Here is a 20647-nt window from a genome sequence, read left to right as displayed (position 1 = left end):
TTTGAATAATTTGGAGTTTTTCTATGCGCCAACCCACCCTGATCGCCAGCCTGTTCCTGATCGCCGGCCTCACCGCCTTTGGGCCTGTCGCGCAAGCGGTCGAGAAAACCGGTGACGCCCTGGAGCATTCGCCGAGCAATGGCCGCAGGCTGGTGGAGAACGACCGCGTACCGGCGGACTACCAGCGTGCGGACAGGGCCGTGAAAAACTGGAAGCAGAAGGCACTCGAGCAGCCGACAAACGACCAGCAATGGGTGCAGATCGACGACAAGTACTTGCTGATCGAAACCGTGTCCGGCGCCATCGTCAAGATCGTTCCGGCTACCCGTTAAAGCACTTCACCTTTGTCCCACAAATGCACCAACTCGCCAGGTGCCCGGTCCTCGGGCACCTGCAGCACCATCTCGTCGTCCTGATCGTTGGCGCGATAACGCACCTCGATCTGGAAAAACCGCTGGTCCCCGCGCCCGGGCGTGGAGGAGGTCAGCGGCAGGCAGCCCTCCAGGACCGAGCAGATGCGGGTGCGCTGGTCGAGGTCGCACTGGGCGAACTCGATTTCCCGTGGCCGGGTCAGCGCATGGATGGCGGCCACGCCGCCCTGGCGCGACAGCCGTACCACGGCCTTGTCGTCGAGGTCTGGAAGGGTTTTCATCAGCTCTCCTGTGTCAGGTCGACGCCGACCTGGGCCCAGCCGTTCTGCACCGCTTGCACTTCCCGCGTGCCGAAGCGCTGGCGAGCGTGCTCGACAGTCAGGCGGGCGAAGGCGCTGAAGGACGCGTCATTGGCCAGTCTTCGGTCGCACAAGGTTTCATACCAGATCCGGCCGGCCTTTTCCCAGGCAAATCCGCCCAGCGTGGTCGCCGCCAGATAAAAGGCCCGGTTGGGAATGCCCGAGTTGATGTGCACGCCACCGTTGTCTTCGCGGGTAATCACGAACTCACGCATGTGCGCCGGTTGCGGGTCCTTGCCCAGCAACGGGTCGTCGTAGGCGGTGCCGGGGTTGGACATGCTGCGCAGGCCGTCGCCGTTGATCTTGTCGGTGAGCAGGTCGGCGCCGATCAGCCAGTCGGCCTGGTCGGCGGTCTGTTCGAGCACGAACTGTTTGACCAGCACACCGAACACGTCGGAGATGGACTCGTTCAGCGCACCGGACTGGTTGGCGTAGATCAACCCGGCTTCGCTTTCGGTGACGCCATGGGCCAGTTCGTGGGCCACCACGTCGAGGGAGCGGGTGAAGCGCTGGAAGATTTCGCCATCGCCGTCGCCGAATACCATCTGCGCGCCGTTCCAGAAGGCGTTTTCATAGCCCTGGCCATAATGCACGCTGCCCACCAGGGCGAAGCCTTTGTTGTCGATGGAGTCGCGTCCCAGGATCTTCCAGAAAAAATCATAGGTGGCGCCGAGGGCATCGTAGGCCTCGTCCACGGCCGGGTCGCCGCTGGCCGGCTGGCCTTCCAGGCGTACCGGCTGGCCGGGCAGTTCCATGCGGTTCTGGGCGTCGTGCACGCTGCGTTGCGGGTGTCCGGCCTTGCCGGGCTTGGGCAGTGCCGCCGCGACGGGCGGGTGGCTGGGCGGGCCAGGGTTGTGCCGCAGGTTGCGCACGTGGGTCAAGGTGCCGAGGGCGCTGGAACGTTGCTGTTCGGAGCCATGGGCAATGATGCGATTGAGGATGTACGGCGGAATGAAACTGTGGAGCGGGCGAGAGTCGATCATCAGAAAATCCTTATCTGAAATGCAGGGTCGATACCCATGTGAACCGAAGAGGCCGTTGCGGTTCCCTGGCCATGGCAGACAACGTTTGCCATGAGCCCTGATTTCTGCGAAAACCCCGCGCCTGGATCACACGAGGGATGCGCCATGAATGAAGAATTGCAAATCATCGACCTGCAACAGGGCGACGGCAAAAGCGTAGTCAAAGGTGCGCTGATCACCACCCAATACCGCGGCACCCTTGAAGACGGCACCGAATTCGATTCGTCCTACAGTCGCGGCAAACCTTTCCAATGCGTGATCGGCACCGGCCGTGTCATCAAGGGCTGGGACCTGGGCCTGATGGGCATGCAAGTCGGCGGCAAGCGCAAGCTGCTGGTGCCGGCGCACCTGGCCTACGGCGAACGGTCCATGGGCGCCCATATCAAGCCCAACGCCAACCTCATTTTCGAAATCGAGTTGCTGGAAGTCCTGACCCGGGATGATTGAGGGGAGTGGAGCGGGTCAGGATCGCTCGCTGAACACTGGGATGCGTCCGTTGACCGAGGGACGGTAGCGCCAGGTCAACTGCTCCAATCCGGGTTCGCTTTCCAGAAGTACCGCCAGGGTGGCGTGGGCGATGCCCATGGCCAGGGTTTGGCCCGGACATTCATGACGCCCGCTGCCGAAGCTGAAACTGCGGCGGTTCGGTCGGTCGAGCAACAGCGTGTCCGGTCGTGGGTTGAGCTGCGGATCGCGGTTGGCCGAGGCCAGCAGCACCAGGATCGTTTCGCCGGGGTTCAAGGCGCTGCCGAGGATTTCGCAAGGGGCGGCGACGAAGCGGCGGGTGTTCTGCACGGGCGGGTCGAAACGCTGGATTTCGGCCAGCAACGGGCCGACTTGTGCCGGATCGTCCCGCAGTGCCTGGCGTAACGCTGGATCGCCGATCAGCGCCAGCAGCGCGTTGCCGATCAGGCCAGCCGTGGCTTCGTAGGTTTGCGAGAGCAGGCCGATCAGGTTGGCGATCTTGCTGTCCGACGCCGTGCCTTCGAAGCCTTGATCAATGTGCGTCAACAAAGGGTTGTCCTGCGCCTCGATCCGTTCCTCGAACAACCTCGCCAGTCGTTCGCTGGCCCGGTGCGCCGCGTCCAGTTGCTGCGCCTGGCTCAGGGGCGACAGGCAGGCGACGAAGTTCCCTGTCAATTCGCTGATCAGGTGACTGTCCGTCGGGTTGAAACCCAGCAACGCCGCGACCACGCTGACCGGCCCGATGAACTGGGCCTGATGCAGGCCTTCGGCGCCGTCCCGGAACAAGCGGGCCCTGACCAGTGCTTCGACCTGTCGGGGGGCGATGTCCTGCAACCCCGGCGCAATCGCCGCCCTCGGGCACCGCTGGCGTTCACCTTCGTTCATGCGCATCAGGTGGCCGAACACGCGGCCGGCCGGCCCCCCGGCGATGGCCTTGGGCACGGGCTCGTGGGCCGGGCGCACATGGCAATCGGGATGATGCAAGACTGCACACACTGCCTCGGCGCTGCTGGCTATCCACAGGTTCAGCCCGGGGTCGAAGGCCAGCCCGCCGGCGGCGCGCAGGGTGGCGTAGAAAGGGTAAGGGTCGGGATGCGTCGCGGCGATGATCGGGTCCATGAAGCGCTGCCTTGTTCGTGAGGAAGAAAGTGTTGCTACTATCTCCAGTCGATGCATGGCTTGATTCGTCAGGGAGCGAAATATGAACGCAGAACAGCATGATCTGGGCGTGTCCCACGTGGCCGCGGCCATCGCCGAGCCGGCCCGCACCCGAATGCTCTGCGCGCTGATGGACGGTCATGCTCGCACCAGTACGGAGTTGGCGAGCATCGCCGAGGTCAGCGCTTCAACCGCCAGCGCCCATTTGGCGAAACTCAAGCAGATGGCCCTGGTGCGCCTGCATGTCCAGGGGCGGCATCGTTATTACAGTTTGGCGGACCCGCGCGTGGCCCGGGCACTGGAGGCGCTGATGGTGATCGGCCAGAGCGCCGCGCCGACCTTCACGCCGCGCACGCCGGATCGCCTGCAATTTGCCCGCACCTGCTACGACCACATGGCCGGCACCTTGGCGGTGCGCCTGCACGATCGCATGTTCGAGATGGGGTGGTTGGTGGAGGTGGAGGGCGAGGGTTATCGGCTGAGTGAACCCGGCGAAGCGGCGTTCGACGGATTGGGTATCGATGTCCAGCGCCTGGCCACGCAACGCCGCCGATTCGCCTGCCCCTGCCTGGACTGGAGCATGCGCCGCCCGCACCTGGGGGGAGCCTTGGGCGCGGCGTTGCTGCAAGTGGCGATCAAGCGCAAATGGGTGATCCAGGACCTGGACAGCCGGGCGCTGGGGGTGACGGCCAGTGGTCGCAGGGAGATGGCGTCGCGGTTTGGGATCAATGCCGAAATCGACGTCAAACCCACTGGCGCTATCGCGAGCAGGCTCGCTCCCACAATGGATCTGCGCGGAACACAAGGCCCATGACCACCCAAGATCCCTGTGGGAGCGGGCTTGCTCGCGAAGGGGCCTTCACATCCACCTCCATGCAAGCTGACCCACCGCTATCGCGAGCAAGCTCGCTCCCACAATGGGCCTGCGCTGAACACAAGACCCATGACCACCCAAGATCCCTGTGGGAGCGGGCTTGCTCGCGAAGGGGCCTTCACATCCACCTCCATGCAAGCTGACCCACCGCTATCGCGAGCAAGCTCGCTCCCACAATGGGCCTGCGCTGAACACAAAACCCATGACCACCCAAGATCCCTGTGGGAGCGAGCTTGCTCGCGATAGCTATTCCAGCACCACCCTCGTCATCCAGCCATGTGCCTGCGCCGATACTCATCCGGCGTGGTGCCCATCATTTTTCTGAACATGCTGATGAATGCCGAGGCGCTGCTGTAGCCCAGGTCCAGGCCGATGGTTTCCACACTCTGGCCGCGTTCGAGCAGGGCCAGGGCCTCGATGACTTTCAGGCGCTGGCGCCATTCCACCAAGGACATGCCCAGGTCGCGTTGGGCCCGGCGCATCAGTGTGCGCTCGGTGGTGTTGGCGGCGCGGGCCAGTTGCGGCAAGGAACGCGGGTCGCTGGGGTTCGTCTCCAGGGCCCGCAATACGGGCCCCAGCAGTGGATCATCCGAGAAAGGCAAGTAACTGCCGACATGGGGCGCCTGCGTCAGCTTGTCCACCAGCACCTGCAACAAGCGCTGCTGCTCGGGCGTCTGCGGTTGGCTCGGTGGGTCGCTGCGCAGCTCTTCCAGCAATGCGCGGATCAGCGGGCTCAAGGTCAGCGCGCAGGGTACGGCCGGCAGCGCACCGCAGAGTTCGGCCGCCAGGTACAGCGAACAATGGCAGGCTTCATGCCGATTGAAGCCAACATGTTCCATGTCCGGCGGCAGCCAGATGCCGTACTGCGGTGGCGCCAGGTAATGGTGCTGGGCAATCTCGATTTCCATCACCCCACTGTAGGAATAGACGAACTCACCCCAGGCATGCCGGTGCCGCGGGTAAGTGGCGTGGGCCGGCATGCAGCCGATACGGAAGAAAATCGGCGAGGGCAGGGCCGCGTCGAACGGAGGAATCTTCAGGTGTTGGGCTGGAGGCTGCATATCGACCGCAATGGCGGATTACCGGGATGGCTTGTCGGGTAATCACTATATCCAGCAAAGGTGTCAGGCAGACAATCCTTTCATCTGTTATTTCTGCCTAAAGGACTTTTCCCATGACCACCCGCCGTGCCCTGGATGGCCAGGTCTGCGCCCTGATGACCGGCCTCTGTGCCATTTGGGGTTTCCAGCAAGTCGCGATCAAGGCCGGCGCCGCCGACATGGCGCCGATGCTGCAACTGGGCGTGCGCTCGGCCATCGCCGCGGTACTGGTCTGGCTGTTGGTGCTGGCCCGCGGCGAGCGCCTGTCCCTGACCGATGGCAGTTGGCGCCCCGGCCTGTTGGTGGGGTTGTTGTTTGCCTTGGAGTTCGTATTGGTGGGCGAAGGCCTGCGCCATACGACGGCTTCGCACATGGTGATTTTCCTCTACACCGCACCGATGTTCGCCGCCCTCGGCTTGCACTGGAAACTGCCGAGCGAGCGTCTCAAACCGGCGCAATGGTTGGGCATCGCCGTTGCATTCGGCGGGGTCGTGGTGGCCTTCAGTGGCGGCTCGGGCGCAGCGAACGGCAGCTCATTGCTTGGCGATGGCATGGGCTTGCTGGCGGGGGCGCTGTGGGGCGCAACCACGGTGACGGTTCGTTGTTCGCGGCTGACCGACGTGCCGGCCAGCCAGACGCTGCTTTATCAATTGGTGGGCGCCGGGGTGCTGTTGATCGGAATCTCGGCGGTGCTGGGGCAAACGACGATCAATCCCACGCCACAACTCATCGCCAGCATGGCGTTCCAGGTATTGCTGGTGTCCTTCGCCAGTTTCCTGGTCTGGTTCTCCCTGCTACGCCGTTACCTGGCTTCGCAACTGGGGGTGCTGTCGTTCATGACGCCGCTGTACGGCGTCGGATTTGGCGTCTGGTTGCTGGATGAGCCGCTGGAACCGAACTTTATCGTTGGCGCGGTGATGGTGCTCGGCGGGATCTTGCTGGTCAGTGGTTACGGATGGTTTCGCCAGCGTTGGGCGGTGGCCGGTTTTGCGGCGGGAGTAACTGAGCGAAGTGTAAAAAAAGCCCACCCCTGCAAGAACAGGCGTGGGCTTTTTGTTACTGAACTGCCTCACCACTCAGTCAGATGTGGTCACTGTGGCGAGGGAGCTTGCTCCCGCTCGGTTGCGCAGCGACCGCAAGATCTTGGGTCTGCTGCGCAGCCCAGCGGGAGCAAGCTCCCTCGCCACAAAAGCGTTTCAGCGCTTAAAGCGTTGGATCAAACCTTGACGATCCAACCCGCCGGCGCTTCCACGTCGCCGGTCTGCACGCCGGTCAGCTCTTTGTAGAGCTTCTGGGTGATCGGGCCGACTTCGGTTTCGCTGTGGAACACGTGCAGCTTGTCCTTGTAGCTGATGCCGCCAATCGGCGTGATCACCGCAGCGGTACCGCAGGCGCCGGCTTCCTTGAAGTCCGCCAGTTTGTCGATGAACACGTCGCCTTCGATCACTTCCAGGCCCAGGCGCGATTTGGCCAGTTCGATCAGCGACAGGCGGGTGATGCCCGGCAGGACCGAAGGGGAATTGGGGGTGATGAATTTGTTGTCGTGGGTGATGCCGAAGAAGTTGGCCGAGCCGACTTCCTCGATTTTCGAGTGGGTCAACGGATCCAGGTAGATGCAGTCGGCGAAACTGGCCTTCTTGGCCTGGGAGCCGGGCATCAGGCTGGCGGCGTAGTTGCCACCGACCTTGGCCGCACCGGTGCCTTGCGGGGCGGCACGGTCGAAGCTGGAGATCAGGAAGTTGTGCGGGGTCAGGCCGCCCTTGAAGTAGGCGCCGACCGGGATGCAGAAGATCGAGAAGATGAACTCGGGTGCGGTGCGCACGCCGATGTTGTCACCCACGCCGATCACGAACGGGCGCAGGTACAGCGCGCCGCCGGTGCCGTAAGGCGGGATGAAGCGCTCGTTGGCGCGGACCACTTGCTTGCAGGCTTCGACGAACTGCTCGGTGTCGACGTGCGGCATCAGCAGGCGGGCGCAGCTGCGTTGCATGCGGGCGGCGTTCTGGTCCGGGCGGAACAGGTTGATCGAACCGTCCTTGCAACGATAGGCCTTCAGGCCTTCGAAGCACTGCTGACCGTAGTGCAGGGCAGTGGAGCCCTCGCTGATGTGCAGCACGTTGTCTTCGGTCAGGGTGCCTGTGTCCCAGGCGCCATCGCGCCAGTGCGACAGGTAGCGCTTGTCGGTCTTGATGTAGTCAAAGCCCAGTTTGTCCCAATTGATGCTCTCGTTACCCATGACACCCTCTATTTCCTGACAACCGTCGAAACGGTTCAAGGCTTCTGACGTTTTGAATGGGGACAACAATACTTCATTCCGGTGGTGTTTCGCAGCCTGCGCGATGAGGAGCAGGAGATATTTGCTGCCGACTCCTCGTGGCGAGGGAGCTTGCTCCCGCTCGGCTGCGAAGCAGTCGTAACCCGGTCAACGCGGTGTGACTGAATAATCCCTGTGTCTGGATTGGGGCCGCTTCGCAGCCCAGCGGGAGCAAGCTCCCTCGCCACGGGTGCAGCTCAAGCCTACAGATGCAACGCATGCCCCAACGCCCGCAACGCCGCTTCCTGCACGGCCTCGCCCAGCGTTGGATGGGCATGGATGGTGCCGGCGATGTCCTCCAGGCGCGCACCCATTTCCAAGGATTGGCCGAACGCGGTGGACAGCTCCGACACGCCCACGCCAACCGCTTGCCAGCCGACGATCAGGTGATTGTCCCGGCGCGCCACGACGCGGACGAAACCGCTCTTCGATTCCAGGGTCATGGCCCGGCCGTTGGCGGCGAACGGGAAGCTCGACACGATGCAATCCAGGCCGGCAGCCTTGGCCTCGTCCGGCGTCTTGCCCACCACGACCAGTTCCGGGTCGGTAAAGCACACCGCCGCGATGGCCGTCGGGTTGAACTCCCGGTGCTGGCCGGCGATCAGTTCGGCGACCATCTCGCCTTGGGCCATGGCCCGGTGGGCGAGCATCGGTTCGCCGCTCAGGTCGCCGATGGCCCAGACATTGCGCATGCTGGTCTGGCAACGGCTGTCGATCTTCACCGCCGAACCGTTCATCGCCAGGTTCAGCGCTTCGAGGTTCCAGCCCTGGGTGTTGGGTTTGCGCCCAACCGCCACCAGCACCCGGTCGGTGTCCAGGTTCAGCGTGTCGCCATTGGGATCACGCACTTGCAAGGTGCTGGCCTGGGTGTCGAAACCTTCGACGCTGTGCTTGAGGTACAGCTTCACGCCCAATTGCTTGAGCGCCTCGTGCACCGGTTGCGTCAGCTCGCCGTCATAGGCCGGCAGGATCCGCTCCTGGGCCTCGACCACGCTGACTTCGGCGCCGAGCTTGCGATAGGCGATGCCCAGCTCCAGGCCGATGTAGCCACCGCCGACCACCACCAGGTGCTTGGGCACCGAGGTGGGGGCGAGGGCTTCGGTGGACGAGATGATCGGTCCACCTATCGGCAGCATCGGCAGGTTGACGCTTTTCGAGCCGGTGGCCAGCAGCAAGTGTTCGCACTGGATGCGGGTGTCGCCGACTTCGACGGTCTTGCCATCGATGACCTTGGCCCAGCCGTGAATGACCTGGACCTTGTGCTTCTTCAGCAGCGCGGCGACGCCGGTGGTAAGGCGATCGACGATACCGTCCTTCCACTCCACGCTCTTGCCGATGTCCAGCGTTGGCGCCGAAACCGTGATGCCCAAGGCTGAGCCCTGGCTGTGATGCCGGGTCTGGTGGAACTGCTCGGCCACATGGATCAACGCCTTGGACGGGATGCAGCCGATATTCAGGCAGGTACCGCCCAGCGCCTGGCCTTCCACCAGGATCGTTTCAATGCCCAGTTGGCCGGCGCGGATTGCCGCTACGTAACCGCCCGGGCCGCCGCCGATGATCAGCAGCTTGGTGTTCAAAGTTTGCATGGCTTACTCCACAAATAAAGTGGCAGGTTGTTCGAGCAAGCCACGCAGGGCCTGGATGAATTGCGCCGCGTCCATGCCGTCGACCACCCGGTGATCGAAGGAACTGGAGAGGTTCATCATCTTGCGAATCACGATCTGGCCTTTGATCACCATGGGCCGCTCGACGATTTTGTTCACGCCGACAATCGCCACTTCCGGCAGGTTCAGCACCGGCGTGCTGACGATGCCGCCCAACGCGCCAAGGCTGGTCAGGGTGATGGTCGAGCCGGACAGTTCATCGCGACTGGCCTTGCCATTGCGGGCGGCCGTGGCCAGGCGCGAGATTTCCGCCGCGCTGTCCCACAGGCTGCGAGCCTCGGCGTGACGCACCACCGGCACCATCAGGCCGACGTCGCTCTGGGTGGCAACACCGACATGCACCGCACCGGAGCGATGGATGACCTGGGCCTCGTCGTCGTAGCGCGCGTTCATCTGCGGAAAGTCCCGCAGGGCCACGACCAGGGCGCGGACCAGGAACGGCAGCAAGGTCAGCTTGCCGCGCCCGGCGCCGTGCTTTTCATTCAGGTGAACCCGCAGCTCTTCCAATGCGGTGACGTCGATTTCCTCGACGTAGCTGAAGTGCGCGGCCCGTTGGGTCGCTTCCTGCATGCGCTGGGCGATCTTGCGGCGCATGCCGATCACCGGGATCTGCTGCTCGTCATGGCGCTCGGCATAACCCGAGCCGCCCTTGGCTTGTGGCGATGAGCCCTGGGCCAGATAGGCTTCCAAGTCTTCGTGCAAGATTCGCCCGGCAGGGCCGCTGCCCTGGACCAGGCGTAACTGGATGCCCAGGTCCAGCGCGTGTTTGCGCACGGCCGGCGAGGCCAATGGACGCTCTTCTGGGTCGCGGGCCACAGGCGCTTGCGGGGCGCAGCGTGGTGCGGCGGCTTTTTCCACCACCGGTTCAGGCGTGGCCACTGGCGCTGGCTTTGGCGCCTGTACAGCCGCCGCTGCTGGAGCCGGTTGCGCCGATTCTTTCAAGTTACCCGCACCTTCGACTTCAATGCGGATCAGTTCGCTGCCCACCGCCATGACTTCACCGGGCTCGCCACCCAGGGCGATGACCCGGCCATGCACCGGTGAAGGGATGTCGACCATCGCCTTGTCGGTCATGACGTCGGCCAGCACCTGGTCTTCGACCACCATGTCGCCGACCTTGACGTGCCACACCGACAGTTCAACTTCCGCGATGCCTTCGCCGATGTCCGGCATCTTGATAACGTGCGTGCCCATTCAGACCTCCATGACCCGTTTCAACGCCGCGCCCACACGGGACGGCCCAGGGAAATACGCCCACTCCTGCGCGTGCGGGTAGGGGGTGTCCCAACCGGTGACACGCTCGATGGGCGCTTCCAGGTGGTGGAAGCAATGTTCTTGTACCAGCGACACCAGCTCGGCGCCGAAACCGCAGGTGCGGGTGGCTTCGTGGACCACCACGCAGCGGCCGGTTTTCTTCACCGACTTGACGATGGTCTCCAGGTCCAGCGGCCAGAGGCTGCGCAGGTCGATGACTTCGGCGTCAATGCCGGTCTCCTCGGCGGCGACCTGGGAAACGTAGACGGTGGTGCCGTAGGTGAGGATGGTCACGTCCTTGCCCGGACGGGTGATGGCGGCGACGTCCAGCGGCACGGTGTAGTAACCGTCCGGCACTTGTGCCTGCGGATGCTTGGACCACGGTGTTACCGGACGGTCGTGGTGGCCGTCGAACGGGCCGTTATACAGGCGCTTGGGTTCGAGGAAGATCACCGGGTCATCGTTTTCGATGGAAGCGATCAGCAGGCCCTTGGCGTCGTAGGGGTTGGACGGCATCACGGTGCGCAGGCCGCAGACCTGGGTGAACATCGCCTCGATGCTCTGGCTGTGGGTCTGGCCGCCATAGATTCCACCGCCGCAGGGCATGCGCAGGGTCATCGGCGCGGTGAACTCGCCGGCCGAGCGATAGCGCAGGCGCGCTGCTTCGGAAATGATCTGGTCCGACGCCGGGTAGACGTAGTCGGCAAACTGGATCTCGGCCACCGGCCGCAACCCGTAGGCGCCCATGCCCACCGCCACACCAACGATGCCGCTTTCGGAAATCGGTGCGTCGAATACCCGCGAGGTGCCGTACTTGTTCTGCAGGCCTTCGGTGCAGCGGAACACGCCGCCGAAGTAACCGACGTCCTGGCCGAACACCACGACGTTGTCGTCGCGCTCGAGCATCACGTCCATGGCCGAGCGCAGGGCCTGGATCATGGTCATGGTGGTAGTGGTCATGGCGGTGTCCAACGCAATATTGTTGTTGTGATCGTTCATGTCAGATCCCCAACTGCTGACGCTGGCGCTTCAAGTGCTCCGGCATCTCTTTGTAGACGTCTTCGAACATGGTCGCGGCGCTTGGAATCTGCCCGCCGGCAAGGGTGCCGTACTGCTCGGCTTCCTTCTGCGCGGCGATCACTTCGGCTTCGAGCTCGGCGGTGACGGCGGCATGTTCCTCTTCGGACCACTGGCCGATCTTCACCATGTGCTGCTTGAGGCGGGCAATCGGATCGCCCAGGGGGAAGTGGCTCCAGTCATCGGCGGGGCGGTACTTGGAGGGATCGTCCGAGGTGGAGTGCGGGCCGGCGCGGTAGGTGACCCATTCGATCAGCGCCGGGCCGAGGTTGCGGCGGGCGCGTTCGGCGGCCCAGCGCGAGGCGGCATAGACCGCCATGAAATCGTTGCCATCGACACGCAGGGAGGCGATGCCGCAACCGACGCCGCGTCCGGCGAAGGTGGTGGCTTCACCGCCGGCAATGGCCTGGAAGGTGGAAATCGCCCACTGGTTGTTGACCACGTTGAGGATCACCGGCGCGCGGTAGACGTGGGCGAAGGTGAGGGCGGTGTGGAAGTCCGATTCGGCGGTGGCGCCGTCACCGATCCAGGCCGAGGCGATCTTGGTGTCGCCCTTGATCGCCGAGGCCATGCCCCAGCCCACGCCCTGGATGAATTGCGTGGCGAGGTTGCCGGAAATGGTGAAGAAACCGGCGTCCTTGACTGAGTACATGATCGGCAACTGCCGGCCCTTGAGCGGATCGCGCTCGTTGGACAGCAGTTGGCAGATCAGGTCCACCAGCGGCACTTCGCGGGCCATCAGGATGCTTTGCTGGCGGTAGGTGGGGAAGCACATGTCGTCGATGTTCAACGCCAGGGCCTGGGCGCTGCCGATGGCTTCTTCGCCAAGGCTCTGCATGTAGAACGACATCTTTTTCTGGCGCTGGGCGACCACCATGCGGTTGTCGTAGATGCGCGTCTTGAGCATGGCACGCATGCCCTTGCGCAGGATCTCGACGGGGATGTCCGCGGCCCAATCGCCCAGGGCATTGCCTTGGTCATCGAGCACGCGGATCAGGCTGCGGGCCAGGTCGGCGGTGTCGGCGGGTTCGACGTCGATGGGAGGTTTGCGCACCGTGCCGGCATCGGACAGATGCAGGTAGGAAAAGTCGGTCTTGCAGCCGGGACGGCCCGAGGGTTCGGGGACGTGCAGGCGTAGCGGTTCATACGCTGGGTTCATGGCTTTCTACGCTCGATCTTGTGAATTTCTTGTAGTGGGCGCGCTAGCTGACGAATTCCCTGGGTAGGTGGGAAATTGTCCTACAACAATCATAGGCTCGACGAAGAAGAATATTTTTCTCTGTTCGCTTGCTGTTCAGATCATTTGCAGATAAAAAATCTGCACAACGATAAAAAACAGGACTATTTGTCTCATGCGTAAATTGGATCGCACCGACATCGGCATTCTGAACAGCCTTCAGGAAAACGCCCGCATCACCAACGCCGATCTCGCCCGTTCGGTCAACCTGTCACCCACGCCGTGCTTCAACCGCGTCCGGGCCATGGAAGAGCTGGGGGTGATCCGCGAGCAGGTCACGCTGCTGGATGCCGACTTGTTGGGGTTGCACGTCAACGTGTTCATCCATGTGAGCCTGGAGAAGCAGGTGGAAGAGGCGCTACAGCACTTTGAGGAAGCGATTTCCGACCGGCCGGAGGTGATGGAGTGCTACCTGATGGCGGGCGATCCGGATTACCTTATCCGCGTGCTGGTGCCGACGATCCAGTCATTGGAGCGGTTCATGATGGACTTTTTGACCAAGGTCCCGGGCGTGGCGAACATCCGCTCCAGCTTTGCCCTCAAGCAGGTGCGCTACAAGACCGCGCTACCGTTGCCGGCCAATGGGTTGACCTTGGGTACCTGAACATCAAAGGATCGCAGCCTTCGGCAGCTCCTACAGGGGAGTTGTGGATTTCTGACGGCTCATTGTTGCCTGACCCACCGCCATCGCGAGCAAGCTCGCTCCCACATTGGATTTGTGGTGTTGCCGGGTACTCAGACCGCCGCCAATCCCCTGTGGGAGCGAGCTTGCTCGCGATGGGGCCATCACCTCCAACATCAGCACAAGCAGACCCACCGCCGTGGCGAGGGAGCTGGCTCCCGCTGGGCCGGTCCGACGCCTCGGGCGCAGCAGCCCCAAGCGTCTAGAGCTGGTTGATCGGAATCTTCAGATAAGTCACGCCATTGCCCTCGGCCGGTGGCAGGTGTCCGGCGCGCACATTCACCTGGATCGCCGGCAGCAGCAGGGTTGGCATGCCCAGCGTCTTGTCGCGCTGGGTACGCATGGCCACGAACGCGGCTTCATCAACCCCATCGCGGACATGAATATTGTGCTGGCGCTGTTCACCCACGGTACTCACGCACTGGGGCTCCCGTTCCTCCGGTGGATAGTCATGACACACATACAGCCGCACGCCCGCAGGGAAGGCCAGCAGCTTGCGGATCGAGGCGTAAAGCTGATGGGCGTTGCCACCGGGAAAGTCGCAACGGGCGGTGCCGACGTCGGGCATGAACAGCGTGTCGCCCACCAATATCACGTCGCCATCGATCAGGTAGGCCATGTCCGCCGGGGTGTGGCCGGGCACATGCAGCGCGGTGGCCTTGAGGTTGCCGATCAGGAAGGACTCGTCGGCCGCGAACAGGTGGTCGAATTGCGAACCGTCGACGGCGAATTGCGGCTCCAGGTTGAACAGGGCCTTGAACACGTTCTGCACCTGGCCGATGGACTCGCCAATGGCAATCTTGCCGCCCAGTTCCCGACGCAGATAAGGCGCGGCGGACAGGTGATCGGCGTGAGCGTGGGTTTCCAGCAGCCATTGCACCGTCAACCGATGTTCACGCACAAACGCGATTACTCGATTGGCCTGCGCGGTGCCGCTACGGCCCGAAGCCGGGTCATAGTCCAGCACCGGATCGACCACCGCGCAGTGCCCGCCGTCGTGTTCGTACACGACGTAAGTAAAGGTCTTGGAGGCGGGGTCGAGAAAACTTTGGATCTGCGCGGGCATGACAGCGGACCTGTGCGGGAAGAAGCGGTTGCTACGCTTGAGGTTTACAACTTATGGTCCGCAGCTTAGTGAGGGCCAAGGCGTCCTGCAAATGCGATCGCATCTGCCAACAGGTGTGCGCGGCTTGAGAGAACCTGAATGTTACTGGCAAGTTTTTTTGGTGTGGTCATGGGCCTGGTCCTTGGCCTGACGGGCGCGGGCGGCGGTATCCTGGCGGTGCCAGCATTGGTGTTGGGACTGGGCTGGAGCATGACCCAGGCCGCGCCGGTGGCGTTGTTCGCGGTGGGCAGCGCTGCGGCGGTGGGGGCCATTGATGGGCTGCGTCATGGGCTGGTGCGCTATCGAGCGGCATTGCTGATTGCGCTGCTGGGCGCGGTGTTCTCGCCGCTGGGCATCTACCTTGCCCACCAGCTTTCGGAAAAAACCCTGATGATGCTGTTCAGCCTGTTGATGGTACTGGTGGCGGCGCGCATGTTGCGCCGGGAAACGCCGCAAGCGGGGCCCAGCGATCACGGTGCCGCCAGTTGGGGCCAGAAGAATTGCATGCTCGACCGCCAGACCGGGCGCCTGGCCTGGACCGCCCGCTGCACCGCTACGTTGTCGGCATTGGGTGCAGTGACAGGCATGGTCTCGGGGTTGCTGGGCGTGGGCGGCGGCTTCCTGATCGTGCCGGCGTTCAAGCAACTGACTGACGTGCAGATGCGCGGGATCGTCGCGACGTCCTTGATGGTCATCAGCCTGATTTCGCTGATTGGCGTGGTGGGCGCGTTTCATGCCGGCGTGAGCATCGACCGGGTCGGGGCGGTGTTCATTGCGGCGAGTATTGCTGGGATGGTGCTCGGGCGGCGATTGTCGGCCCAGGTCCCGGCCCGGGTGTTGCAGGTGGGGTTTGCCGGGGTGTGCCTGACGGTGGCGGTGTTCATGCTGGTGCGGGCTTAGCGACGACGAATCAGGATTGCACATTGCCTTTGTGGCGAGGGAGCTTGCTCCCGCTGGACTGCGAAGCAGGCCCATACGGTCTTGACCCACGGCGTCTGCTTCGCAGCCGAGCGGGAGCAAGCTCCCTCGCCACAGGGGGCGATGTGATCCGCCTGACCACGGGGAACGCGTGATGTTTACAACGCTCGGCACTGCATCGAAAACCCCAACGCCACCGATTGCCCTTGCTCAAGCAAACGCAACCCCGGCCGTCCTGGCAGGTGATGGGCATTGACCGGATGACTGACCGGTTCGATGCAGAAGAAATCCAAACCCACTGGACAGTACAGCAGGAAAAATTCGCTGCCGCTGGCACGGCATTCCAGTTCATAACCCAGGTCCGGTTGTTGGATCAGGCACTGCCCATCCCAGCCACCGAAGCCGTTGTCGACAAGGGTGTCCGGCAGTAACCGGGACTGCTGGAAATCCCACTCCGAGGGAACGCCCCTCAATTCCGTTGGCAGTTTCGCGGCGTCGCACATCCACACTTCGCTGGCACCGGTTTGCAGGCGAGTACCGGTTGTGCGCGGGAAATACGGATGCAAACCCAGTCCGTGCCAGGCGGCCTGTTCGGCCATATGTGTCACATGCAACGCCATTTGCAACTGGCCGCCACTCAAGCGGATCCGCAAGCTGGCGCAATAGGCGAACGGGGTTCGACTGTCGAGTTGCAGCAGCGCTTCCTGGTCGTTCTGTTCGGTGACCTGCCACGGTTGCTGCCAGGCACTGCCATGGATCGGAAACGGATCGTTGGGGCTGTTGGCCTCCAGGGCGAGCCAGCCGCCAGGGCAATCGAAACCGCCTTGGGCGATCCGGTTCGACCACGGGATCAACGGGAAGCAGCCGAGTTTGCCTGGCAGACCGTTTTCCAGTGCGTGCGGTGCGGGCGGGCGTAGCAGGGGAGCGCCGGTGCTGCGCAATGTCCATTCAACGAGGCTGGCGCCCAGGTGCGGGGCCAGGGTCAGGCGGGTCAGTTCGTCTTCGAGGTGGAGAAGGGGCTGCGTCATGGTGGTCGCGTCTATACGGAAGGGCTGATATAGGAAGAGCAGATAGCTTTTTAGGAAGGTCAGATAGCTTTTGTGGCGAGGGAGCTTGCTCCCGCTCGGCTGCGGAGCAGACGCCCGAGTTCAAACCGGGTAGGCCTGCTGCGCAGTCCAGCGGGAGCAAGCTCCCTCGCCACAAGGGGGCTTGCTCGCCTACAGGGTTACAACACCAAATGCGGCAACCACAGCGAAATGGCAGGCACGTAGGTCACCAGCAGCAGCACCAGGAACAGCATGGCGTAGAACGGCAGCAGGGCCTTGACGGTGCTTTCGATGCTGACCTTGCCGATGGCGGAACCGACGAACAACACCGCGCCCACCGGTGGCGTGATCAGGCCGATACCCAGGTTCACCAACATGATCATACCGAACTGCACCGGGTCCACGCCGATGCCGACGATCACTGGCATCAGGATCGGCGTCAGGATCAGGATCAGCGGCGCCATGTCCATCACGGTGCCCAACAGCAGCAACATCACGTTGATGCACATCAGGATCACGTAACGGTTGTCCGACAGGGTCAGGAACGCGGTGGTGATCTTCGCCGGGATTTCCATCAGCGTCATGATGTAGCCGAAGCTGGCGGCGAAGCCGATCAGGATCATCACGATGGAGATGGTGCGTACCGTACGGTGCATCAGTTTCGGCAACTCGCTCCACTTGTAGTCGCGATAGATGCACATGGTCACGAAGAACGCCCACACCACGGCAATGGCGGCCGATTCGGTGGCGGTGAACACACCCGAGAGAATGCCGCCAAGGATGATGAACAAGGTCATCATGCCCCACATGGCTTCCTTGCAGATCTTCAACGCTTGCTTGAGCGGAATCACTTCGCCCTTGGGGTAATTGCGCTTTTTCGCGAAAACCAGGCACAGCGCCATCAGGCAGAGGTTCATCATGATGCCGGGGACGATGCCGGCCATGAACAGCGAACCGATGGAGACGGTGCCGCCAGCGGCAAGGGAGTACAGCACCGCGTTGTGGCTGGGTGGTGTCAGCAGCGCTTGTACCGAACCACTGACGGTGACGGCGGTGGCGTATTCACGCGGGTAGCCCCGGCGTGTCATTTCCGGGATCAGCACCGAGCCGACCGAGGCCGTATCGGCCACCGAGGAACCGGAGATCGCGCCAAAGAAACTCGACGCCACGAGGTTGACCAGGGACAAGCCACCGCGCACGAAACCTACCAGCACGCTGGCGAAGGCCACCAAGCGGCGGGACATGCCGCCCTCGGCCATGATCGCACCGGCCAGGACGAAGAACGGAATGGCCAGCAGCGAGAATTTGTTCACCCCGCCCGTTATCTGAATCATCATGGCCTGGAACGGAATATCGATCCACCACGCCCCGATCAGGGCGGCAGCGCCCAGCGCGTAGGCGACCGGCATGCCGATCAGGATCAACAGCAAAAAACTGCCCAGCAGAATCAGAGCGTCCATTAAGCGGCACCTTCGTTTTCTTCAACCAGGTCGAACTGCACGACCCGACGCTGGCTTTGATCACCCAGCAAGAGTTTTTCCAGGACAAAAATCAGGGTCAGGAAACCACCGACCGGGATCGGCATGTACGTGATGCCGACGCGCAGGGTAGGGATGGCGCTCATGAACTGGTTCCAGGTGGTCATGCACAGCTTGGTGCCCCAGATGGTCATGAAAATGCACACGGCCGCCATCAGCAGCTGGGAGAAAATCGACGCCGCGTTTTTCAAGTGAGGTGGCAGGCGGCTGGTGACCATGTCCACGGCCATGTGCGAGCCGGAGCGGTAACTGGCGGCGGCACCGATGAAGGTGAACACGATCATCAGCAAAATGGCGGTGGGTTCCGGCCAGCTCGAGCCTGAGCCCAGCACGTAGCGGGCGAATACCCCCCATGGAATCATCAGGGCAACTGCCAGGACGGAGAGGCCGGCGACCCAGATGCAAGTCATGTAAATCTTGTCGTTGATACGCAGCAGCAAATTCTTCATCGGGTTCCACCGTAACTGGGCGCGCCTCTTAACCGCAGGCGCGCCCAGCCGTTTCATGAGTACAGATTAAGAGGCCTTACTGGACAGCTTCGATGCGCTTGATCAGGTCGGCGTACGGCGCACCGTATTTGGCCCGGATTGGCGCAGTGGCGTCATAGAAGGGTTTCTTGTCGACGGTGATGAACTCGACGCCGGCGGCCTTGAGTTTTTCTTCACTGGCGGCGGACTTCTTGTCCCACAGCACGCGTTCTTCAGCCTGGGCAGCCTTGGCGGCTTTTTTCACCATGTCCTGCTGCTCTGGGGTGAGCTTGTTCCAGGTGATTTTCGACATCACGATTGGCTCAGGCAGGATCAGGTGGCCGGTCAGGCTGTAGAACTTGGCGTTCTGGTAGTGGTTGTGCTCGAGCATGGTCGGCGGGTTGTTTTCTGCGCCGTCGATCACGCCGGTCTGCAAGGCGCTGAAGATCTCGCCGGTGTCCATCGCGATGCCGTTGGCGCCCATGGCGTTGAAGGTCTCGATGAACATCGGGTTGCCTTGGACGCGAATCTTCATGCCCTTGAGGTCTTCGATCTTGCGCACCGGCTTCTTGGTGTAGAGGTTGCGCGTGCCGCCATCCATCCACGCCAGGGCCACCAGGCCGAATTCGGAGTTGGTGATCTTGTCGAGGATCGCATCGCCGACTTCACCGTCGATCACGGCGCGCATGTGGGCCTGGTCGCGGAAGATGAACGGCATGTTGAAGACGTTCACGTCCGGCACCACAGGGCCGACGATGCCCAGGCTGACGCGGGACATCTGGATCGCGCCGGCTTGCATCTGCTCGATGACTTCTTTCTCAGAGCCCAGTACGCCACCCGGGAAGTACTTGAACTTCAGTTCGCCCTTGCTCTCTTTTTCCAGGGTTTTACCCATGGACTCTTCGGCAACCACGGTCGGGTAGCCCTTGGGGTGGATGTCGGCGATCTTGATGTCCAGAGCGTGTGCCGCCTGGGCCAGGAAGGCCAGGGGCAAGGCCGCGATCAGAAGTGTGCGTTTGAAATTCATGGTCAATCTCCAGTGTTGTTGTTTTTATGTCTATCGATGTGAAGCGGCAAAGCAGATCAGTTCGCGGAGTGTTTCCATCCTCCGAACGCAGGTTCAGCCAGGCCCTTGACGCCGGGGTTCAGCGCGAACACGCCACCGGCCAGGGATTGCGGGTCGTTGTCGTCGCCCGGGCGGATCGAGGTGACAAAAAGGGTGTCCAGCTGGCTGCCGCCAAAGGCGCACATGGTCGGTTTTTTCACTGGCACTTCCAGCGAACGGTCGAGACGTCCGTCCGGGGTGAAGCGGTGAATCAACCCAGCGTCGTTGGCGCAGATCCAGTAGCAACCGTCGGCGTCGACCGCCGCGCCATCCGGGCGACCGGCCAACGGCAGCATGTCGACGAACAGCCGGCGGTTGGACGGGGTGCCGCTGTCGATGTCGTAGTCGAAGGCCCAGATCTGTTGGATCAGCGGGTGAGAATCGGAGAGGTACATCGTCCGGCCGTCGGGGCTGAAACCCAGCCCGTTGGGCACGATGAACCCACTCAGTTGCGCCTCCACCGGGCTGCGTTGCCCGGCGTCATAACGGTACATCCGGCCTTCGTCGGCGTTCGCGCCCATGTTCAGCACCATGCTGCCGGCCCAGAAACGGCCCTGGCGGTCGCAACGGCCATCGTTGAGGCGCATGTCGGTGCGGCTGTGTTCGACGCTTGCACAGAGTTCGCTGTCCAGGCTGCCGTCGTCATGGGGGTGCAGGCGAAAGAAACCGCTTTCCATACCCGCGATCCAGCCGCCGTCCTGGTGGCGGGCGATGCAGGCGAGCATTTCGGGGGCTTCCCAGCCTTGGATTTTTCCGCTGCTGGCGTTCCAGCGTTGCAGGCCGCCGTTGGGAATGTTCACCCAGTACAGCGAGTTTTCCTCGGGGACCCACACCGGGCTTTCCCCGACAGCATTGCGTGCATCGACAATCAATTCGGCTTGCATGGTGATT

General features: G+C 62.8%; 20 protein-coding genes and 1 pseudogene. 6 read left to right on the top strand and 15 right to left on the bottom strand.

The window, feature by feature from the left end; translation table 11 throughout:
* The first annotated feature begins 23 nt into the window (after positions 1 to 23).
* The gene (locus J3P85_RS18345; protein ID WP_434702850.1) at positions 24 to 332 is read left to right on the top strand and encodes an RcnB family protein; all 309 of its coding nucleotides are present in this window, start codon (positions 24 to 26) and stop codon (positions 330 to 332) included.
* Here J3P85_RS18345 and J3P85_RS18340 read toward each other — a convergent pair.
* Together J3P85_RS18340 and J3P85_RS18335 are read right to left on the bottom strand one after the other, a co-directional pair.
* Positions 329 to 652 carry a protealysin inhibitor emfourin gene (locus tag J3P85_RS18340; RefSeq protein WP_053122893.1) on the bottom strand — a complete coding sequence of 108 codons (324 nt, stop codon included), beginning with the start codon at positions 650 to 652 and terminating at the stop codon, positions 329 to 331. The genes J3P85_RS18345 and J3P85_RS18340 overlap by 4 nt on opposite strands.
* Entirely contained in the window at positions 652 to 1713 is a 1062-nt protein-coding gene (locus tag J3P85_RS18335; protein ID WP_434702849.1) for a M4 family metallopeptidase, read from the bottom strand. The genes J3P85_RS18340 and J3P85_RS18335 overlap by 1 nt, the downstream gene beginning before the upstream one ends.
* A gap of 144 nt (positions 1714 to 1857) precedes the next feature.
* On the opposite strand from J3P85_RS18335, the gene J3P85_RS18330 reads away from it, so the two are divergent.
* Positions 1858 to 2199, top strand: a complete 342-nt coding sequence (locus J3P85_RS18330; RefSeq protein ID WP_092254046.1) for an FKBP-type peptidyl-prolyl cis-trans isomerase — start codon at positions 1858 to 1860, stop codon at positions 2197 to 2199.
* 15 nt (positions 2200 to 2214) lie between these two features.
* Here the strand turns inward: J3P85_RS18330 and J3P85_RS18325 are convergent, their stop codons facing one another.
* Positions 2215 to 3336, bottom strand: coding sequence for a cytochrome P450 (locus J3P85_RS18325; RefSeq protein ID WP_434702848.1), 1122 nt, complete (start codon positions 3334 to 3336; stop codon positions 2215 to 2217).
* An 82-nt stretch (positions 3337 to 3418) separates the two neighbouring features.
* On the opposite strand from J3P85_RS18325, the gene J3P85_RS18320 reads away from it, so the two are divergent.
* Positions 3419 to 4189 carry an ArsR/SmtB family transcription factor gene (locus J3P85_RS18320; RefSeq protein WP_434702847.1) on the top strand — a complete coding sequence of 257 codons (771 nt, stop codon included), beginning with the start codon at positions 3419 to 3421 and terminating at the stop codon, positions 4187 to 4189.
* 326 nt (positions 4190 to 4515) lie between these two features.
* Here J3P85_RS18320 and J3P85_RS18315 read toward each other — a convergent pair whose 3' ends face one another.
* Positions 4516 to 5310, bottom strand: coding sequence for a helix-turn-helix domain-containing protein (locus tag J3P85_RS18315; RefSeq protein ID WP_434702846.1), 795 nt, complete (start codon positions 5308 to 5310; stop codon positions 4516 to 4518).
* Between the two features lie 113 nt (positions 5311 to 5423).
* On the opposite strand from J3P85_RS18315, the pseudogene J3P85_RS18310 reads away from it, so the two are divergent.
* Positions 5424 to 6351: pseudogene (locus J3P85_RS18310) on the top strand (DMT family transporter).
* A 214-nt stretch (positions 6352 to 6565) separates the two neighbouring features.
* Here the strand turns inward: J3P85_RS18310 and J3P85_RS18305 are convergent.
* From J3P85_RS18305 to J3P85_RS18285, 5 genes are all read right to left on the bottom strand, one after another.
* Positions 6566 to 7585 carry a branched-chain amino acid aminotransferase gene (locus J3P85_RS18305; protein WP_186706271.1) on the bottom strand — a complete coding sequence of 340 codons (1020 nt, stop codon included), beginning with the start codon at positions 7583 to 7585 and terminating at the stop codon, positions 6566 to 6568.
* A gap of 281 nt (positions 7586 to 7866) precedes the next feature.
* Complete coding sequence (gene lpdA / locus J3P85_RS18300) at positions 7867 to 9249, bottom strand: dihydrolipoyl dehydrogenase (RefSeq protein ID WP_434702845.1); 1383 nt, start codon at positions 9247 to 9249, stop codon at positions 7867 to 7869.
* A gap of 3 nt (positions 9250 to 9252) precedes the next feature.
* Positions 9253 to 10521 carry a dihydrolipoamide acetyltransferase family protein gene (locus J3P85_RS18295; RefSeq protein WP_434702844.1) on the bottom strand — a complete coding sequence of 423 codons (1269 nt, stop codon included), beginning with the start codon at positions 10519 to 10521 and terminating at the stop codon, positions 9253 to 9255.
* Positions 10522 to 11580: an alpha-ketoacid dehydrogenase subunit beta gene (locus J3P85_RS18290; protein ID WP_030141237.1), complete on the bottom strand. Its 1059-nt coding sequence runs from the start codon at positions 11578 to 11580 to the stop codon at positions 10522 to 10524.
* Between the two features lies 1 nt (position 11581).
* Positions 11582 to 12817 (bottom strand): 3-methyl-2-oxobutanoate dehydrogenase (2-methylpropanoyl-transferring) subunit alpha, encoded by a 1236-nt coding sequence (locus J3P85_RS18285; RefSeq protein WP_030141238.1) that lies wholly within the window; start codon positions 12815 to 12817, stop codon positions 11582 to 11584.
* A gap of 193 nt (positions 12818 to 13010) precedes the next feature.
* Between J3P85_RS18285 and bkdR the strand changes: the two genes are divergently transcribed.
* Positions 13011 to 13499 (top strand): Bkd operon transcriptional regulator BkdR, encoded by a 489-nt coding sequence (bkdR, locus tag J3P85_RS18280; protein WP_003202929.1) that lies wholly within the window; start codon positions 13011 to 13013, stop codon positions 13497 to 13499.
* Between the two features lie 280 nt (positions 13500 to 13779).
* Here the strand turns inward: bkdR and J3P85_RS18275 are convergent, their stop codons facing one another.
* Positions 13780 to 14643, bottom strand: coding sequence for an MBL fold metallo-hydrolase (locus tag J3P85_RS18275; RefSeq protein ID WP_434702843.1), 864 nt, complete (start codon positions 14641 to 14643; stop codon positions 13780 to 13782).
* A gap of 138 nt (positions 14644 to 14781) precedes the next feature.
* Between J3P85_RS18275 and J3P85_RS18270 the strand changes: the two genes are divergently transcribed.
* On the top strand, positions 14782 to 15582 hold the full coding sequence (locus J3P85_RS18270; protein ID WP_434702842.1) for a sulfite exporter TauE/SafE family protein: 801 nt from the start codon (positions 14782 to 14784) through the stop codon (positions 15580 to 15582).
* A 176-nt stretch (positions 15583 to 15758) separates the two neighbouring features.
* Here the strand turns inward: J3P85_RS18270 and J3P85_RS18265 are convergent, their stop codons facing one another.
* The 5 genes from J3P85_RS18265 to J3P85_RS18245 form a co-directional block, all read right to left on the bottom strand.
* A complete protein-coding gene (locus J3P85_RS18265) occupies positions 15759 to 16628 on the bottom strand; it encodes an aldose 1-epimerase (protein WP_434702841.1) in 870 nt (289 codons plus the stop codon).
* A gap of 197 nt (positions 16629 to 16825) precedes the next feature.
* Positions 16826 to 18106, bottom strand: coding sequence for a TRAP transporter large permease (locus tag J3P85_RS18260; protein ID WP_186706157.1), 1281 nt, complete (start codon positions 18104 to 18106; stop codon positions 16826 to 16828).
* Positions 18106 to 18633, bottom strand: coding sequence for a TRAP transporter small permease (locus J3P85_RS18255; RefSeq protein WP_186706158.1), 528 nt, complete (start codon positions 18631 to 18633; stop codon positions 18106 to 18108). The genes J3P85_RS18260 and J3P85_RS18255 overlap by 1 nt, the downstream gene beginning before the upstream one ends.
* A 76-nt stretch (positions 18634 to 18709) precedes the next feature.
* The gene (locus tag J3P85_RS18250; RefSeq protein WP_434702840.1) at positions 18710 to 19678 is read right to left on the bottom strand and encodes a TRAP transporter substrate-binding protein; all 969 of its coding nucleotides are present in this window, start codon (positions 19676 to 19678) and stop codon (positions 18710 to 18712) included.
* Positions 19679 to 19734: 56 nt separating this feature from the next.
* Positions 19735 to 20640: an SMP-30/gluconolactonase/LRE family protein gene (locus J3P85_RS18245; protein ID WP_434702839.1), complete on the bottom strand. Its 906-nt coding sequence runs from the start codon at positions 20638 to 20640 to the stop codon at positions 19735 to 19737.
* Positions 20641 to 20647 lie beyond the last annotated feature (7 nt).

This window comes from Pseudomonas sp. Z1-12 (genome assembly GCF_051132015.1).
GTDB lineage: Bacteria > Pseudomonadota > Gammaproteobacteria > Pseudomonadales > Pseudomonadaceae > Aquipseudomonas > Aquipseudomonas zanjanensis.
The sequence above is the reverse complement of the archived record's forward strand: the minus strand, read 5'-3'. Positions and strand labels throughout refer to the sequence as shown.

Coding starts and splice junctions, on each gene's coding strand:
- J3P85_RS18345 (WP_434702850.1), top strand. CDS start 24: ATGCGCCAACCCACCCTGATCGCCAGCCTGTTCCTGATCGCCGGCCTC.
- J3P85_RS18340 (WP_053122893.1), bottom strand. CDS start 652: ATGAAAACCCTTCCAGACCTCGACGACAAGGCCGTGGTACGGCTGTCG.
- J3P85_RS18335 (WP_434702849.1), bottom strand. CDS start 1,713: ATGATCGACTCTCGCCCGCTCCACAGTTTCATTCCGCCGTACATCCTC.
- J3P85_RS18330 (WP_092254046.1), top strand. CDS start 1,858: ATGAATGAAGAATTGCAAATCATCGACCTGCAACAGGGCGACGGCAAA.
- J3P85_RS18325 (WP_434702848.1), bottom strand. CDS start 3,336: ATGGACCCGATCATCGCCGCGACGCATCCCGACCCTTACCCTTTCTAC.
- J3P85_RS18320 (WP_434702847.1), top strand. CDS start 3,419: ATGAACGCAGAACAGCATGATCTGGGCGTGTCCCACGTGGCCGCGGCC.
- J3P85_RS18315 (WP_434702846.1), bottom strand. CDS start 5,310: ATGCAGCCTCCAGCCCAACACCTGAAGATTCCTCCGTTCGACGCGGCC.
- J3P85_RS18305 (WP_186706271.1), bottom strand. CDS start 7,585: ATGGGTAACGAGAGCATCAATTGGGACAAACTGGGCTTTGACTACATC.
- lpdA (WP_434702845.1), bottom strand. CDS start 9,249: ATGCAAACTTTGAACACCAAGCTGCTGATCATCGGCGGCGGCCCGGGC.
- J3P85_RS18295 (WP_434702844.1), bottom strand. CDS start 10,521: ATGGGCACGCACGTTATCAAGATGCCGGACATCGGCGAAGGCATCGCG.
- J3P85_RS18290 (WP_030141237.1), bottom strand. CDS start 11,580: ATGAACGATCACAACAACAATATTGCGTTGGACACCGCCATGACCACT.
- J3P85_RS18285 (WP_030141238.1), bottom strand. CDS start 12,817: ATGAACCCAGCGTATGAACCGCTACGCCTGCACGTCCCCGAACCCTCG.
- bkdR (WP_003202929.1), top strand. CDS start 13,011: ATGCGTAAATTGGATCGCACCGACATCGGCATTCTGAACAGCCTTCAG.
- J3P85_RS18275 (WP_434702843.1), bottom strand. CDS start 14,643: ATGCCCGCGCAGATCCAAAGTTTTCTCGACCCCGCCTCCAAGACCTTT.
- J3P85_RS18270 (WP_434702842.1), top strand. CDS start 14,782: ATGTTACTGGCAAGTTTTTTTGGTGTGGTCATGGGCCTGGTCCTTGGC.
- J3P85_RS18265 (WP_434702841.1), bottom strand. CDS start 16,628: ATGACGCAGCCCCTTCTCCACCTCGAAGACGAACTGACCCGCCTGACC.
- J3P85_RS18260 (WP_186706157.1), bottom strand. CDS start 18,106: ATGGACGCTCTGATTCTGCTGGGCAGTTTTTTGCTGTTGATCCTGATC.
- J3P85_RS18255 (WP_186706158.1), bottom strand. CDS start 18,633: ATGAAGAATTTGCTGCTGCGTATCAACGACAAGATTTACATGACTTGC.
- J3P85_RS18250 (WP_434702840.1), bottom strand. CDS start 19,678: ATGAATTTCAAACGCACACTTCTGATCGCGGCCTTGCCCCTGGCCTTC.
- J3P85_RS18245 (WP_434702839.1), bottom strand. CDS start 20,640: ATGCAAGCCGAATTGATTGTCGATGCACGCAATGCTGTCGGGGAAAGC.